Origin of the sequence: Streptomyces sp. W16, assembly GCF_033194735.1 — a bacterium.
GTDB lineage: Bacteria > Actinomycetota > Actinomycetes > Streptomycetales > Streptomycetaceae > Streptomyces.
In genome coordinates this window covers 1-14,020 of sequence record NZ_JAWOAI010000032.1, presented here as the reverse complement: position 1 = coordinate 14,020, position 14,020 = coordinate 1, and the positions used below count along the sequence as shown (strand labels likewise).

At 70.0% G+C, this 14,020-nt stretch carries 13 protein-coding genes; 3 read left to right on the top strand and 10 right to left on the bottom strand.

The window, feature by feature from the left end; genetic code table 11:
• Positions 1–14: 14 nt before the first annotated feature.
• From R6V09_RS06815 to R6V09_RS06800, 4 genes are all read right to left on the bottom strand, one after another.
• Positions 15–1,334, bottom strand: a complete 1,320-nt coding sequence (locus tag R6V09_RS06815) for a KamA family radical SAM protein (protein ID WP_317880426.1) — start codon at positions 1,332–1,334, stop codon at positions 15–17.
• Positions 1,335–1,347: 13 nt separating this feature from the next.
• Complete coding sequence (locus tag R6V09_RS06810; protein ID WP_317880425.1) at positions 1,348–2,418, bottom strand: hypothetical protein; 1,071 nt, start codon at positions 2,416–2,418, stop codon at positions 1,348–1,350.
• Positions 2,419–2,510: 92 nt separating this feature from the next.
• Positions 2,511–3,599, bottom strand: coding sequence for a branched-chain amino acid aminotransferase (locus R6V09_RS06805; RefSeq protein ID WP_317880424.1), 1,089 nt, complete (start codon positions 3,597–3,599; stop codon positions 2,511–2,513).
• Positions 3,600–3,864: 265 nt separating this feature from the next.
• Positions 3,865–4,908: a 3-isopropylmalate dehydrogenase gene (locus R6V09_RS06800; RefSeq protein ID WP_317880423.1), complete on the bottom strand. Its 1,044-nt coding sequence runs from the start codon at positions 4,906–4,908 to the stop codon at positions 3,865–3,867.
• Between the two features lie 142 nt (positions 4,909–5,050).
• Here R6V09_RS06800 and R6V09_RS06795 point away from each other — a divergent pair, with 142 nt between their 5' ends.
• Positions 5,051–6,619 carry a purple acid phosphatase family protein gene (locus R6V09_RS06795; protein ID WP_317880422.1) on the top strand — a complete coding sequence of 523 codons (1,569 nt, stop codon included), beginning with the start codon at positions 5,051–5,053 and terminating at the stop codon, positions 6,617–6,619.
• A 57-nt stretch (positions 6,620–6,676) separates the two neighbouring features.
• On the opposite strand, the gene R6V09_RS06790 is transcribed toward R6V09_RS06795, so the two are convergent.
• Positions 6,677–6,808 (bottom strand): hypothetical protein, encoded by a 132-nt coding sequence (locus R6V09_RS06790; protein WP_089098576.1) that lies wholly within the window; start codon positions 6,806–6,808, stop codon positions 6,677–6,679.
• Positions 6,809–7,032: 224 nt separating this feature from the next.
• Positions 7,033–7,926, bottom strand: coding sequence for a LysR family transcriptional regulator (locus R6V09_RS06785; protein WP_317880421.1), 894 nt, complete (start codon positions 7,924–7,926; stop codon positions 7,033–7,035).
• 104 nt (positions 7,927–8,030) lie between these two features.
• On the opposite strand from R6V09_RS06785, the gene R6V09_RS06780 reads away from it, so the two are divergent.
• Positions 8,031–9,032 (top strand): NADP-dependent oxidoreductase, encoded by a 1,002-nt coding sequence (locus tag R6V09_RS06780; protein WP_317880420.1) that lies wholly within the window; start codon positions 8,031–8,033, stop codon positions 9,030–9,032.
• Positions 9,033–9,039: 7 nt separating this feature from the next.
• Here R6V09_RS06780 and R6V09_RS06775 read toward each other — a convergent pair whose 3' ends face one another.
• Genes R6V09_RS06775 through R6V09_RS06760 form a run of 4 tightly spaced genes read right to left on the bottom strand, consistent with a single transcriptional unit; the run spans position 9,040 to position 13,096 of the window.
• Positions 9,040–9,579: a GNAT family N-acetyltransferase gene (locus R6V09_RS06775; RefSeq protein ID WP_317880419.1), complete on the bottom strand. Its 540-nt coding sequence runs from the start codon at positions 9,577–9,579 to the stop codon at positions 9,040–9,042.
• Positions 9,580–9,603: 24 nt separating this feature from the next.
• Complete coding sequence (locus R6V09_RS06770; protein ID WP_317880440.1) at positions 9,604–10,434, bottom strand: alpha/beta fold hydrolase; 831 nt, start codon at positions 10,432–10,434, stop codon at positions 9,604–9,606.
• Between the two features lie 54 nt (positions 10,435–10,488).
• Complete coding sequence (gene pruA / locus R6V09_RS06765) at positions 10,489–12,120, bottom strand: L-glutamate gamma-semialdehyde dehydrogenase (RefSeq protein WP_317880418.1); 1,632 nt, start codon at positions 12,118–12,120, stop codon at positions 10,489–10,491.
• A 49-nt stretch (positions 12,121–12,169) separates the two neighbouring features.
• Positions 12,170–13,096, bottom strand: coding sequence for a proline dehydrogenase family protein (locus R6V09_RS06760; RefSeq protein ID WP_317880417.1), 927 nt, complete (start codon positions 13,094–13,096; stop codon positions 12,170–12,172).
• Between the two features lie 132 nt (positions 13,097–13,228).
• Here R6V09_RS06760 and R6V09_RS06755 point away from each other — a divergent pair.
• A partial coding sequence (locus tag R6V09_RS06755) for a PucR family transcriptional regulator (RefSeq protein ID WP_317880416.1) occupies positions 13,229–14,020 on the top strand: 792 nt, incomplete at its 3' end.

The following is a 14,020-nucleotide window of genomic DNA, read 5'->3' as shown; positions in this document are numbered from 1 at the left end:
CACCGGGCACCCGATCACCCGGCCAGCCCCGGCAGGAACTCGCTCAAGCCGAACGCGGGCTTCAGGTCCGTGAACCACGTCGCGCTCTCGTCGTAGGCCGCGAAGAACGGGCGGTCGACCAGGGCCGGATCACGGGCCTGGATCAGGTGCAGCACGAAGACCTTCTCGCCGGCGACCTCCGCGATTCCGTCGACGCAGACCTTGCCCGGCATCGCGGACATGACCGGGCCGCGGACCGTGCGGGCGAGGCCTGAGACGCGGGCGTAGGCGTCGCGGAAGATCTGGTGGCCGCGGGCCAGCGGGACGCCGAAGTAGCCCTGGGGGCCGGTGTCGCGCTCCACGAACTGGTAGTACGGCACCGCGCCGAGCGTGGTCGTCTCGTCCCACAGTTCGGCCCAGGCCTCGGCGCTGTCGTTGATGCCGGCCACCAGCGGGCCCTGGCAGCGGATCACGGCGCCCGTACCCCGTACCCGGCGCATCGCCTCCCGTACGACCGGCGGGCGCAGCTCCTGCGGGTGGGTGAAGTGGGCCATCAGCGCCAGGTGACGGCCGCTCGCCACCACCTTCTCGAAGAGGCGCAGCAGGTCGTCGGCGTCGCGGTCGGTCGTGAAGCGGTACGGCCAGAAGGCGAGGGACTTGGTGCCGATACGGATCGAGCGGATCGTGTCGATCTCTAGGAGGGGGTCGACGTAGCGGCTCAACACCTCCGTGCTCATGACCAAGGGGTCGCCGCCCGTGATCAACGCGCTGGTGACCTCGGGGTGGGCCTTGAGGTAGGCGGTGGTCGTGCCGATGTCGTCGGTGGCGATGCGGAGTTCGGACTCGCCGACGAACTGGGGCCAGCGGAAGCAGTACGTGCAGTAGGCGTGGCAGGTCTGGCCCTGGCGCGGGAAGATCAGCACCGTTTCGGGGTACTTGTGCTGGAGGCCGGCGAGGCGTTCGCCGTCGTGCACGGGCACATTGGCGTCCAGCTGGCCCGAGGGGTGCGGGTTCAGCTTCATCCGGATCTCGTGGGCCGTGCGCAGGACTTCGGCCTTCGGCGCCTCCTGGGAGAGGAGGTCCGCCATCTGCTTGAGGTCGGGTTCGGGCAACATCCCGGCCTGCGGGAACGTCAGCCGGAAGATCGGGTCGTCCGGCACCGCCGACCAGTCGATCAACTCGTCCACGACATACGTGTTCGTACGGAACGGCAGGACCGAGGAGACGGCCCGCAGGGCGAGCCGTTCGGCGGCCGACAGGGACACGCGTTTCAGCAGGCCGTCCAGGTCGCGGGGTGTGAAGGCGCGAAATCGGGTGCTCGTGTGTGGTGGAGCGAGGTGGAGCGCTGAACTCATTGGTGCAGGGCCTCTATTCCGTGACCAGGACCGCCGGCCGCAATTCGACGAATGCGGTCGCCGTCGCATCGTACTTCTCCGCGAAGTGCTGCCTGAGCAGCTCATGCAGGTCGCTCTCGTCGTCCACGACGATCAGTTCGTGGGCACCCGGCACGGTCAAGTTCTCGCTGTACGCGGAGAGTTGGTCGAGACGGTGGCGTGCCATGTACGAGACGACGTCGTGCCCGGCGATGTACAGGCCGTCGTCGACGTGGACGAAGCGGCAGGTGAACTCCCGGCGGCCGTCGGTCGCGTCGACGAGGGTGACGGGCAGGTGGGTGAACCGTTCCATCGGTTTGCTCTGCTGCCACAGTTCGTCGAAGCGCTGCTCGACGAAGGCGCCGAGCGGGGAGCGGACGGCGACTTCGAGTTGGACGCCCTCGCCGGAGAGGCGGCCGACGGTGAGGAAGGAGACCAGGGAGCGTTCGTCCCAGCGGTAGAGGGTGACGCCCGGGGAGGTCGAGCAGAGCCGGACTTCGAGGAACTGGCGCGAGGTGTCGTCGAGTCGGCGCGCGAAGTGACCGAGCGTGCGCAGGTTGCGCAGGATGTCGCGGCGGATGTCGGCGCTCTGCTCGCCGAGTTCACGGCCGCGCAGGATGACGGCGAGGGAATCGGGGTCGAGGAGCAGGATCTGCACCCGGGCGCCGTGCGCGGTGGCGGACCTGATGCCGCGGAAGAGGCGTTCGGAGTACTGCGGGCCGAACAGGTTGGAGAAGGTGTCGAGCACCTTCACGTTCGAGGTCGAGCCGTAGACCTGGGCGCTGAACCACTCGTAGTCGAGCCGGGTGTGTTCGCGGACCCGGCCCTCCTGGGCGCGGGAGATCAGCGGGCCGATGACGAAGACGGTGATGACGACGCCGACGATGTCGGTGCCCAGGTTGAGGGCGAGGTTCTCGCCGTAGTTGTCCATGTGCTTGGCGAACCACAGCAACAGGCCCGCGCCGGCGGCGAGCAGGAGGAGCACGGTGAGGCTCTGCGGTCGGCGCGGGGTGCGCAGGGCGCGGAGCAGCCAGCGCGGTCTCGCCAGCGGCGACCGTCCGTTCACCCGTGCTCCCTCCCCCGTGGATTCAGGAGATACCCGTACGGGGGAGGAGCTACGCGTCGAACCAACTTCCGGTGCTCGACCGGGAGTCGGGCTCAGCCCAGCGGGTGCATCCAGCCGTGCTTGTCGGCGGTGTCGCCGCGCTGGATGTCGAGAAGTGCCGCGCGGAGCTTCAGGGTGACCTCACCGGGTTCGCCGGCGGACTGCTGCCACTCGGCGCCGGTGCGCTTGACCGTGCCGACCGGGGTGATGACCGCGGCCGTACCGCAGGCGAAGACCTCGGTCAGGGTGCCGTTCTCCGAGTCGCGCTGCCACTGCTCGATGGAGATCCGGCCCTCCTCGGGCTCGTAGCCGAGGTCGCGGGCGAGGGTGAGGAGGGAGTCGCGGGTGACGCCCTCCAGGATGGAACCGGTGAGGGTGGGCGTGACGATCTTGTTGCCGTACACGAAGTACAGGTTCATGCCGCCGAGTTCCTCGACCCACTTGCGCTCGACCGCGTCGAGGTAGCAGACCTGGGCGCAGCCCTGCTCGGCGGCCTCGGCCTGGGCGAGGAGGGACGCGGCGTAGTTGCCGCCGGTCTTGGCGTCGCCCATGCCGCCGGGGACGGCGCGGACGTGGTCCTCGGAGACCCAAATGGAGACGGGCTTCACGCCGCCCGGGAAGTAGGCGCCGGCCGGGGAGGCGATGACGAGGAAGAGGTACTCGTTGGCGGGCTTCACGCCCAGGCCGACCTCGGTCGCGATCATGAACGGGCGCAGGTAGAGGGACTCCTCGCCGCCGTGCGCCGGGACCCAGTCGCGGTCCTGCTGGACCAGCACGTCACAGGCCTCGATGAACGTCTCGACCGGCAGCTCGGGCATGCCGAGGCGGCGGGCGGAGGTCTGGAAGCGGCGGGCGTTCTTCTCGGGGCGGAAGGTGGCGATGGAGCCGTCGGCCTGCCGGTAGGCCTTGAGTCCCTCGAAGATCTCCTGCGCGTAGTGCAGGGTCATGTTCGCGGGGTCGAGGGAGAGCGGGCCGTAGGGCACGAGCTGGCCGTCGTGCCAGCCGCGGCCCTCGGTCCACTTGATCGTCACCATGTGGTCGGTGAAGTGGCGGCCGAAGCCGGGGTTCGTCAGAATCGCGTCGCGCTCGGCGGCGGAAAGTGGCGAGGCCGAGGGCTTGAGCTCGATCGTGGGCGTCGTCATGAGTGGTTGTCCTTCACCGGTTGTGTGTGACGGGCCGCGCTCACGCCCCTCGACTGCCAGTGGCCAGTGTTAGGACGTCCGAGCATTCCCTCATTCCGCGGCTCCGCGTTCGATTATCGCGCGGGGAGGACCGTGGACGAAAACGGCGTGAATGCGACCCAGGGATGATGGTGGCACCCGGCGGGGACGTAAGAAAAGCCGCCGGGTGCGGTTGCGACCCGGCGGCTTCGAAATACTGCGAGAGATTTCGAGTAGTGCGGCGGGGTCAGCCGGCTACTCGTACGGCGAGCGCGTCGCCGATCTCGGTGGTGCTGCGGGCGGGCTTGCCGGTGCGCTCCGCGAGGTCGGCGGAGACGGCGTCCTCGATGCGGACGGCCTCGGGCTCGTAGCCGAGGTGGCGCAGCAGGAGGGCGACGGACAGGACCGTGGCGGTGGGGTCGGCCTTGCCCTGGCCCGCGATGTCGGGCGCGGAGCCGTGCACGGGCTCGAACATCGAGGGGAACTCGCCGGACGGGTTGATGTTCCCGCTCGCGGCGACGCCGATGCCGCCGGAGACGGCCGCGGCGAGGTCGGTGATGATGTCGCCGAAGAGGTTGTCGGTGACGATCACGTCGAAGCGGGCCGGGTCGGTGACGAGGTAGATCGTCGCCGCGTCCACGTGGATGTAGTCGGTGGTGACCTCGGGGAACTCGGCCGCGACCTTGTTGAAGACGTTCGTCCACAGGTGGCCCGCGAAGGTCAGCACGTTGTTCTTGTGGACCAGCGTGAGCTTCTTGCGGGGGCGGGCCTGGGCACGGGCGAAGGCGTCGCGGACGACGCGCTCGACACCGAAGGCCGTGTTGACGGAGACCTCGGTGGCGACCTCGTGCTCGGTGCCCTTGCGGATCGTGCCGCCGTTACCGGTGTACGGCCCCTCGGTGCCCTCGCGGATCACGATGAAGTCGATCTCCGGCGCACCGGCGAGGGGGGTCGCCACGCCCGGGAGCAGCTTGCTCGGCCGCAGGTTCACGTGGTGGTCGAAGGCGAAGCGCAGCTTGAGCAGGAAGCCCCGCTCAAGGACACCGGACGGGACACTCGGGTCACCGATCGCGCCCAGCAGGATCGCGTCGTGCGGCTTCAGCGCGGCCAGGTCGTCCTCGGTGAGGGTCTCACCGGTGGCGTGGTAGCGGCGGGCGCCGAAGTCGAACTCCTTGGTCTCCAGCTTCACATCCTGCGGAAGGACGGCGGAGAGGACCTTGAGACCTTCGGCCACGACTTCCTGACCGATGCCGTCACCGGGGATCACTGCGAGATCGATGCTGCGAGACATGCCCGACACCGTACTCCGCGTCCCATGGGATGACACCGGGCGTCCATGATGCGGACGCGCCCCGGCTACCGGTGTCGGCCGTTCGACGTACGTTCACCCTTACGCATGGCCACCGTTGGACTTGTGGGGGAGCTTCATCGACATGGAGACACCCGACGTCGGCATCCCGGAACACCTCGCGGTCCGGATGAGCATGGCCGAGCAGTACGAGTACCTGCGCACGAAGCTGACCCGGCGCCGCACGCTGGTGACGGCGGGCGCGGTGGCGACGGCCGGACTGCTGGCGGGTTGCGCCGGTAAGGCGACCACCGACGGCAAGGCGGCAGCCGCGCCCTCCCCCGCCACATCGAAGGTGCCCGGCGCGGTGGTCACCCCCTTCGGCCGCCATCTCGCCTTCGGCCCCGACCCGAAGACCGGGATGCGGATCTCCTGGCAGGTGCCGTTCGCGGTCAAGAAGCCGTATGTACGGGTGGGTTCGAAGCCCGACGACCTCAGCCGCCGGATCACCGCCGAGGTACGCGCCCTGCACACCCCCGGCCTGACCGGCGTCCGCCCCGCGGTGGAGCAGTACTACGTCCACGCGGCCCTGGACGGCCTCCGCCCCGGCACGACGTACTACTACGGCGTCGGCCACGAGGGCTTCGACCCGGCCGCCCCGGCCCACCGCTCGACGATCGGCTCGTTCCGTACGGCGCCGGCGAGCCCGGAGAAGTTCGTGTTCACGGCCTTCGGCGACCAGGGCGTGAGCAACGCGGCGGCAGCCAACGACCACGTGATCCTGCGCCAGAACCCCGCCTTCCACCTGCACGCCGGTGACATCTGCTACGCCGACACCAACGGCCAGGGCAAGAAGACGGACGGCTACGACCCGACGTACTGGGACCTGTTCCTCAAGCAGAACGAGGGCGTCTCCCGGTCCGTCCCGTGGATGGTGACGACCGGCAACCACGACATGGAGGCCTGGTACTCCCCCGACGGCTACGGCGGCCAGCTCGCCCGCTGGTCCCTCCCGGACAACGGCTTCGACCCGACGCACGCGCCGGGCGTGTACTCCTTCGTCTACGGCAACGTCGGCGTCGTGGCGCTCGACGCGAACGACGTGTCGTACGAGATCACCGCCAACCTCGGCTACACGGGCGGGAAGCAGACGAAGTGGCTGGACCGCAGGCTGCGCGAGCTGCGGGCGGCGAAGGGGGTCGACTTCGTCGTGGTCTTCTTCCACCACTGCGCCTACTCGACCTCGCAGCACGCCTCGGACGGCGGGGTACGGGCCGAGTGGCTGCCGCTGTTCGCGAAGCACCAGGTGGACCTGGTGATCAACGGACACAACCACGTGTACGAGCGGACCGACGCCATCAGGAAGGGCGCGGTCGGCAGGGCGGTGCCGATCGGCGCGTCCACCGATCCGACGCGGGACGGGATCGTCTACGTCACGGCGGGCGGCGGCGGCCGGGATCTGTACGGCTTCCCGGCGGGCGTCAAGGAGAGCTACGAGGGGCACGTCACCCGGCACGGGACGGTCGACACCGCGCAGTGGGCGAAGGGCCAGCACACCCAGGCCGAGACGGTGGAGTGGTCACGGGTGCGCTACCGGGGCTTCTCCCTCCTCTCAGTGGAGGCGGAGAGCGGCAGCACGCCCAGGCTCAAGGTGTCGGCGCTGGACCAGAACGGCAAGCGCATCGACCACTTCGAGGTGCGGCGCGGTCGGTGAGACCGCGCCGCACCCCGTGCGGGCGCGGCTCCCGGCTGTTGGTGGTGTTACTGCGGCTCAGTGGCCGGTCTCGCCGCCGTTGTCCCGGCGGTCGAGGGCGCGCTGGAGAGCAGCGGCGGCGTTCTTGCGCTCGGACTCGCTGGTGCGGGACACGTGGCGGACTCGGCGGCGGACGGTCGTCTCGGCCATGGAGAATCGACTCCTTCGATAATTCCTGGAGTGCTGAAGGGGGTTACGAGACGCCGGAGGGGGCGGGGAGCAGTGGACCGCAGGGGTTGCCTGCACGGTGTCCGGCTCACGACCGCCATTCGCTTGATCGAGCGAGACGTTCGGCTCCTACAAAGCTAGGACAGGACCGCGCATCTGTCTCCACAATTACTCGGACTTCCTACTATCTGAGACGGTGAATCGAGTCACACGGCGCTGACCTGCTGTTTCCTTCCGGCCCGCAGCTCGCGGACGAGTGCCCTGACGGCCGTCGTCGCCGCCAGTTCGGGAGTGGTCACATAGCCGACCGTCCGCGTGGGCCGCCCTGCCCCGAGATCGGTGACCTCGACCGAGGGCGGCGCCCCGGTGAGGGAGAGCCCGGGCATGATGGCCATGCCGAAACCGCTGCCCACCATGGCGAGCACCGCCCCGTCGTCCTCGGCGCGCACCGTCGCCGCCGGGATCCAGTCCTGCGCGGCCCACCAGGTGCGCGTGTACGAGGAGCAGTTCTCGGCCCAGTCGACCAGCGGCAGCGAGCGCGGCGCCGGGTGACCGGCCGGGTGCACCAGCGCGTACGGCTCTTCCAGGAGTACGTCGCCCACCAGGCCCGGCGGGACCAGCTGACCGGTGCCGACGGTCGCGATACCGAGGTCGGCCCGCCCCTCGGCCACCTCCCCGGCGGTGCCGGGCCCGATCTCGCGGACCACCCGCACGGTCGGCTCGATCCCGGGGTGGGAGACGGCGAGGCGCTCCAGCACCGGCGGCAGCAGATGCAGGGCCGCGCTCCGGAAGGCGGCGATGCGCAGCGGGCCGCCGACCACGGCCGCCTGGACGCCCCGCGTCTCGGTGACCATCACCTCCAGCATCCGCAGCACACGGCGTGCGTGCGCGACGGCCCGCGCACCGGCGGGCTTGGGCCTGGCACCGTACCGCCCGCGCTCGAACAGCACGACGCCCAGCTTCCGTTCGATGCCGCGCACCGCGTGCGAGACGGCGGACTGGGTGCTCCCGAGCCGGGCACCGGCGGCCGAGAAACCGCCCTCGTCGGCAACCGCGACCAGGGTCCTGAGCTCCTGCGGCGCAAGATCGACAGACTGCACTCCGGGTCTCCCACCTGCTGCTATGAGGACGATTCATGGACCGACTCGTTCCATGAGCGCAACCGTCTCCCCAACCCCCGCATTCCTGCCTACGGTCCCGTCCCATGACCAAGACCGACATCGCGCTCACCGTCCACCAGACGTCCCGCCCGACCGGCTTCCCCACCCCCGCCCATTTCCGCTTCGTGGAGTCACCCGTCCCGGAGCCGGCCCCGGGCACCGCCCTGGTCGAGAACCTCTACTGGTCCGTCGACCCCTACCACCGCGAAATGATGGACGGCGACTTCGAGTTGAACGCCCCGCTGGAGGGCCGCGCCCTCGGCCGGATCGTCGCCTCCCGTGATCCGGCACTGCCCGAGGGCGAGATCGTCTTCCACCGCGCGGGCTGGCGCACGCACTCGGTCCTGCGGCCCGAGGAGGTCCGCCGGCTCCCCCACCACGACGGGGTTCCCCTGTCCGCCTACCTGAGCGTGCTCGGCGGCACCGGCCTGACGGCGTACGTCGGCCTCACCCGGATCGCTCGACTCCGCGAGGGCGACGACGTGTTCGTGTCCGCGGCGGCGGGCGGAGTCGGCACGGCGACCGGACGCTTCGCGAGGCTGCTGGGGGCGGGCCGGCTGATCGGCAGCGCCGGCTCGGCGGAGAAGGTCAAGTACCTGACGGAGCACGTGGGTTACGACGCGGCCTTCGACTACCACGCCGCCCCCGTGGCCGAACTCCTCGCCGAGGCGGCCCCCGACGGCATCGACCTGTTCGTCGACAACGTCGGAGGCGACCATCTCGGCGCCGCCGTGGGCGCGTTGCGCGAACGCGGGCGGGTGGTGCGCATCGGCACGGTCGGCCAGTACAACACCCCGGACGCGCCGCCCGTGCTCTTCAACCACGCCGACATCGTGGAGAAGAGCCTGCGCGTCGAGGGCTTCCTGGTCCGCGATTACCGGGACGTGCAGGAGGAGTTGTACGAGTTCGCCGTACCGCGTCTGCGCGCCGGGACGCTGGCCCTGGACGAGACGGTGGTGGACGGCTTCGAGCTGATCGTGGAGGCGTTCCTGTCGATGCTGCGGGGCGGGAACACGGGCAAGATCCTTGTCCGGGCGACAGGGTGACGGTCCGTCAGAGCACTTCCCCGTCACGCCAGTCGAAGAGCAGCTCCTGCCCGAGGTCGAGCGGTCCGGCGAGCGCGGGGCGGACGTAGGTGCTGTCCTCCTCCTCGGGCAGGTGGACGATCCCGTCCGGGCCGAGGGCGGAGATCTTGCCGCCCCACAGCCGCCAGCCGCGCGTGGTGTAGAGCCGGGCCCCGTCGTCGCTCGCGCCGAGCAGCCCGACGTCGTAGGCGTGGTCGACGATCCGCTCCAGCTCGGCCATGACCAGTCCCCCATGCCCCCGGCGCCGGGCGTCGGGCCGTACGCCGACCCCCTCGACGTACCCGACCCGCAGCCAGCGCCCGCGGTAGCGCACCCGGCGCATGACGACCGAGCCGTGCGCGACGAGCCCGGTGTCGTCGCTGAGGAGGGCGTGGACGCCGCCGAGGCCGTGCTCCCAGTCCTGGTCGGTGAGGTCGCCGGCGAAGGCGGCGTCCAGCAGTTCGCGGGCGGCGCGGAGGTCGGCCGGGGTGAGGTCGGCCGTGTGGGCGGTGCGCATACGGATGGTCACGGGGTCAGTATCGGAGACGACGCCTCACAGCGCTGCCGTCACCGCAACGCGAAATCCGTGCGGTTCCTCGACCCACGGCAGATGCCCGGCCGCCGGCAGGGTCACCCGGCGTACCCGGGGAAGTGCCCGTTCCAGTGAGTCGACCGCCGACCGCGGCCGGATGTCCCGCTCCCCGTCCACGATGAGCACCGGCAGGTCGAGGGCCTGGCAGGCGGCGTACAGGGCGGGGGTGCCGGCGGTCTGTCTCGCCTCGGCGTTCAGGGCTTTGTTGCAGGGGATGTTGATCGGGAACCAGGGGTCGGCCATCCGCTCTGCATGCTCGACGGCCCGCTCCCGGTCCACGAACTCGGCGGACCACTGGAGCACGGCCCGTTCCCGGCTCTCGCCGGGCAACTCCCGCCAGCGGGCGAGCCGCCCGGGATCCTCGCCGAGGCGCGCGAGGAGGTTCTCCTCGTAGTCGTCGTGCCAGTCGGCGTCCGGACCGATACCGGTGCCGCTGACGTAGATCAGGGCAGTGACCCGTTCCGGGTGGGCGAGGGCGTAGCTCAGGGCGAGCGACGCACCCCAGGAGTGGCCGAGCAGCACGGTGCGCTCCAGCGCGAAGTGCCGTCGTACGGCGTCGAGATCGGCCACGAACCGGTCGGTGGTCCACGGACCCGCGCACGGCTCGGACCGCCCGCAGCCGCGCTGATCCCAACGGACCACCGTGGCGCGGTCGTTGAACATCCCGGCCACGTCCTCGGACATGTCCCACAGTCCGGGCCCGCCGTGGCACAGCACCAGGGGTGTGCCACGGCCGGACCGGGAGGCCCACAGCCGTACTCCGTCGTCCGCCGTAACCGCCGTGTTCCGCATACGGGTTGGGGTCATGACGGGGAGTCTGCCCGCTGCGGGCACCCTATGTGGCTGTCAGCCCATGTGCGGGTACGCGTAATCGGTCGGTGCCACCAGGGTCTCCTTGATGGCGCGGGTCAGGGTCCAGCGCATCAGGTTCTGCGGGGCGCCGGCCTTGTCGTTGGTGCCGGAGGAGCGACCGCCGCCGAAGGGCTGCTGGCCGACGACGGCGCCGGTGGACTTGTCGTTGATGTAGAAGTTGCCGGCCGCGTAGCGGAGCTTCTCCATCGTGTGGGCCGCCGCCGCACGGTCGTTGGCGATGACCGCGCCGGTGAGGGCGTAGTCGGACACCGACTCCATCTGGGTCAGCATCTCGTCGTAGTTCTCGTCCTCGTAGACGTGCACGGCGAGGAACGGGCCGAAGTACTCGGTGGTGAACACCTCGTTGGCCGGGTCGCTGCACTCCACGACGGTCGGGCGGACGAAGTAGCCGACCGAGTCGTCGTACGAACCGCCCGCGACGATCGTGCAGTTGGGGTCCGCCTTGGCCCGGTCGATGGCCGCCTTGTTCTTGGCGAAGGAGCGCTCGTCGATGACCGCGCCGATGAAGTTCGACAGGTCGGTGACGTCACCCATCGTCAAGTAGTCGACCTCGGCGGCGAATTCCTCCTTGAAGCCGGAGTTCCAGATCGACGCCGGGATGTACGCCCGGGAGCTCGCGGAGCACTTCTGGCCCTGGTACTCGAAGGAGCCCCGGGTCAACGCCGTCTTCAACACGGCGCGGTCCGCGCTCGGGTGGGCGACGACGAAGTCCTTGCCGCCGGTCTCGCCGACCAGACGCGGGTACGAGCGGTACTTCTCGATGTTGTTGCCGACCGTCTTCCACAGGTACTGGAAGGTCTTGGTGGAACCGGTGAAGTGGATGGCCGCGAGGTCGCGGTGCTCAAGAGCCACCTTCGACACCTCGATGCCGTCGCCGGTGACGAGGTTGATGACGCCCTTGGGGAGCCCCGCCTCCTCCAGCAACTGCATGAGCAGCACGGCGGAATGGGTCTGCGTCGGCGACGGCTTCCACACGACCACATTGCCCATCAGCGCGGGCGCCGTCGGCAGGTTGCCCGCGATCGCCGTGAAGTTGAAGGGCGTGATCGCGTAGACGAAGCCTTCGAGCGGGCGGTGGTCGAGCCGGTTCCAGACGCCCGCGGAGTTCGCCGGGGGCTGCTCGGCGAGCAGATCGCGGGCGTACTTCACATTGAAGCGCCAGAAGTCGACGAGCTCGCAGGGACAGTCGATCTCGGCCTGCTGGGCGGTCTTGGACTGCCCGAGCATGGTGGACGCGGCGAGGGTCTCGCGCCAGGGGCCGGAGAGCAGTTCGGCGGCGCGCAGGATGATCGCGGCACGGTCGTCGAAGGCCATCGCGCGCCAGGCGGGCGCGGCGGCGAGGGCCGCGTCGATCGCGTCCTGGGCGTCACCCTGGGTGGCGTTGGCGTAAGTGCCCAGCCGCGCCTTGTGGTTGTGCGGCTGTACGACGTCGACGCGCTCGCCGCCGCCCATCCGCCGCTCGCCGCCGATGGTCATCGGCAGGTCGATCGGGTTCTCGGCCAGCTCCTTGAGCTTGACCTCAAGGCGGGCGCGCTCGGGAGAGCCGGGCGCGTAGCCGTGCACCGGCTCGTTGACGGGGGTGGGGACCTGGGTCACAGCGTCCATGAGATCCGTAACTCCTTGTACGTGAGCGGGTGTTGGGGTCAATCCCTGTTCAGCCCTTGGTAAGGGTCGAGCGTGCGAAGAAGAGGAGGTTGGCCGGCTTCTCCGCGAGCCTGCGCATGAAGTAGCCGTACCAGTCGGTGCCGTAGGCGGTGTAGACGCGCATGCGGTGACCTTCGGCGGCGAGCCGCAGGTGCTCGTCGCTCCTGATCCCGTACAGCATCTGGAACTCGTACTCGTCGAGCTTGCGGCCGGCGCGCCGGGCCAGCTCCTGTGCGATGGAGATGAGGCGCGGGTCGTGGGACCCGACCATCGGGTAGCCGGAACCCTCCATCAGGATCCGCAGAATCCGGACGTACGCCTTGTCGATCTCGTGTTTCTGCTGGTACGCGACCTCGGCGGGCTCCTTGTATGCACCCTTCACGAGCCGGACGCGGCTGCCGGCCTCGGCGAGGCGGCGGGCGTCGGACTCGGTACGGAAGAGGTAGGCCTGGATGACGCAGCCGGTCTGCGGGAAGTCCTTCCGCAGCTCCTCGTGGATCGCGAACATCGAGTCGAGGGTGGTGTGGTCCTCGGCGTCGAGCGTGACGGTCGTACCGATGGCGGCGGCGGCCTCGACGACCGGCCGGACGTTGGCGAGGGCCAGCTCATGCCCGCCCTCCAGCGCCTGCCCGAACATGGACAGCTTGATCGACATCTCGGCCCGCGTCCCCAGTTCGAGCTCCTTGAGCCGGTCGACGAGCAGGAGGTAGGCGTCGCGGGCGGCGGCGGCCTGCTCAGGGGTGGTGATGTCCTCGCCGACGACGTCCATCGTCAGCTCCAGGCCCCTGGCGGTGAGCTCCTGGACGATCGGCACGATCTCGTCGACGGTCTCACCGGGGATGAAGCGGTCGACGACCTGCTTGGTCACCGGCGCCGCCGAGATCAGCCGACGCATCCGGTCGCTGCGCGAGGCGGCGAGAATCACGGGACCCAGCACGGGGTACCTCCAAGCAGTCGGACATACGGGGAACCACCGTGAAACCTAGGGTTGTCTCCGATCGTCGACCATCGACAGCTGTCACGCATCCGTGCCGCAGATCTCAGACAAATGTATGAGGACGGCGCGGGAATGCGGGAGAATGCCCGGGTGACATCCGATTCCAAAGGCGACTACCAGGAGCTCGTCGACGAGATCTCCGAGCTGCTCGGCGCCCCGGCGACCCTGGAGAACCGCGACTTCGAGCTGATCGCCTTCGGGGCCTACGACGGCGAAGGCGACCTGGACCCGACCGCCCTGGACCCCGTCCGCACCCGCTCGATCCTGACCCGGCGCTCCACGACGGCGATCCGCACCTGGTTCGAGGGCTTCGGCATCACGCGGGCGACGGGCCCGGTCCGGATTCCGCCCACCCCCGAGGCGGGCGTCTACCGGGGCCGCATCTGCCTCCCCGTACGCCATCGGGGCGTCGTCCTCGGCTACGTCTGGCTCCTGGCCGACGATCCCGGGCCCACCGCCGCACAACTGGACGCGGCCATGGAGGTGACGGCCCGCATCGGCGCACTCCTCGCGGACGAGGCGCAGGCGGGCGCCGACCTCACCCGTGAGTTGCGGGCGGTCCTCACCGCCGAGCGCGGCTGGCAGCGGGACATGGCGGTGGCGGCGCTGCGTACGGCGCTGGGACCGCGTGGCGAAGGCCCGCACACGGTGGTCTGCGTGGCCCCCTGGCCGTCGACCGCCGACCCGGACGAGGCCCCGTCCGCCCGTACGGTGCCGCACGCGACGGCGCTGTGCACGGTGCCGTGGGGGGCGGAGGGGCAGCTGTGCCTGGCGGTGCTGGTACGGCTGCGGTCGACGGACGCGGGGAGTTCGGCAGAGGCAGCGGCGGCCCGCCTGCTGAAGGACGGCCCGCCCGGCGCCCAC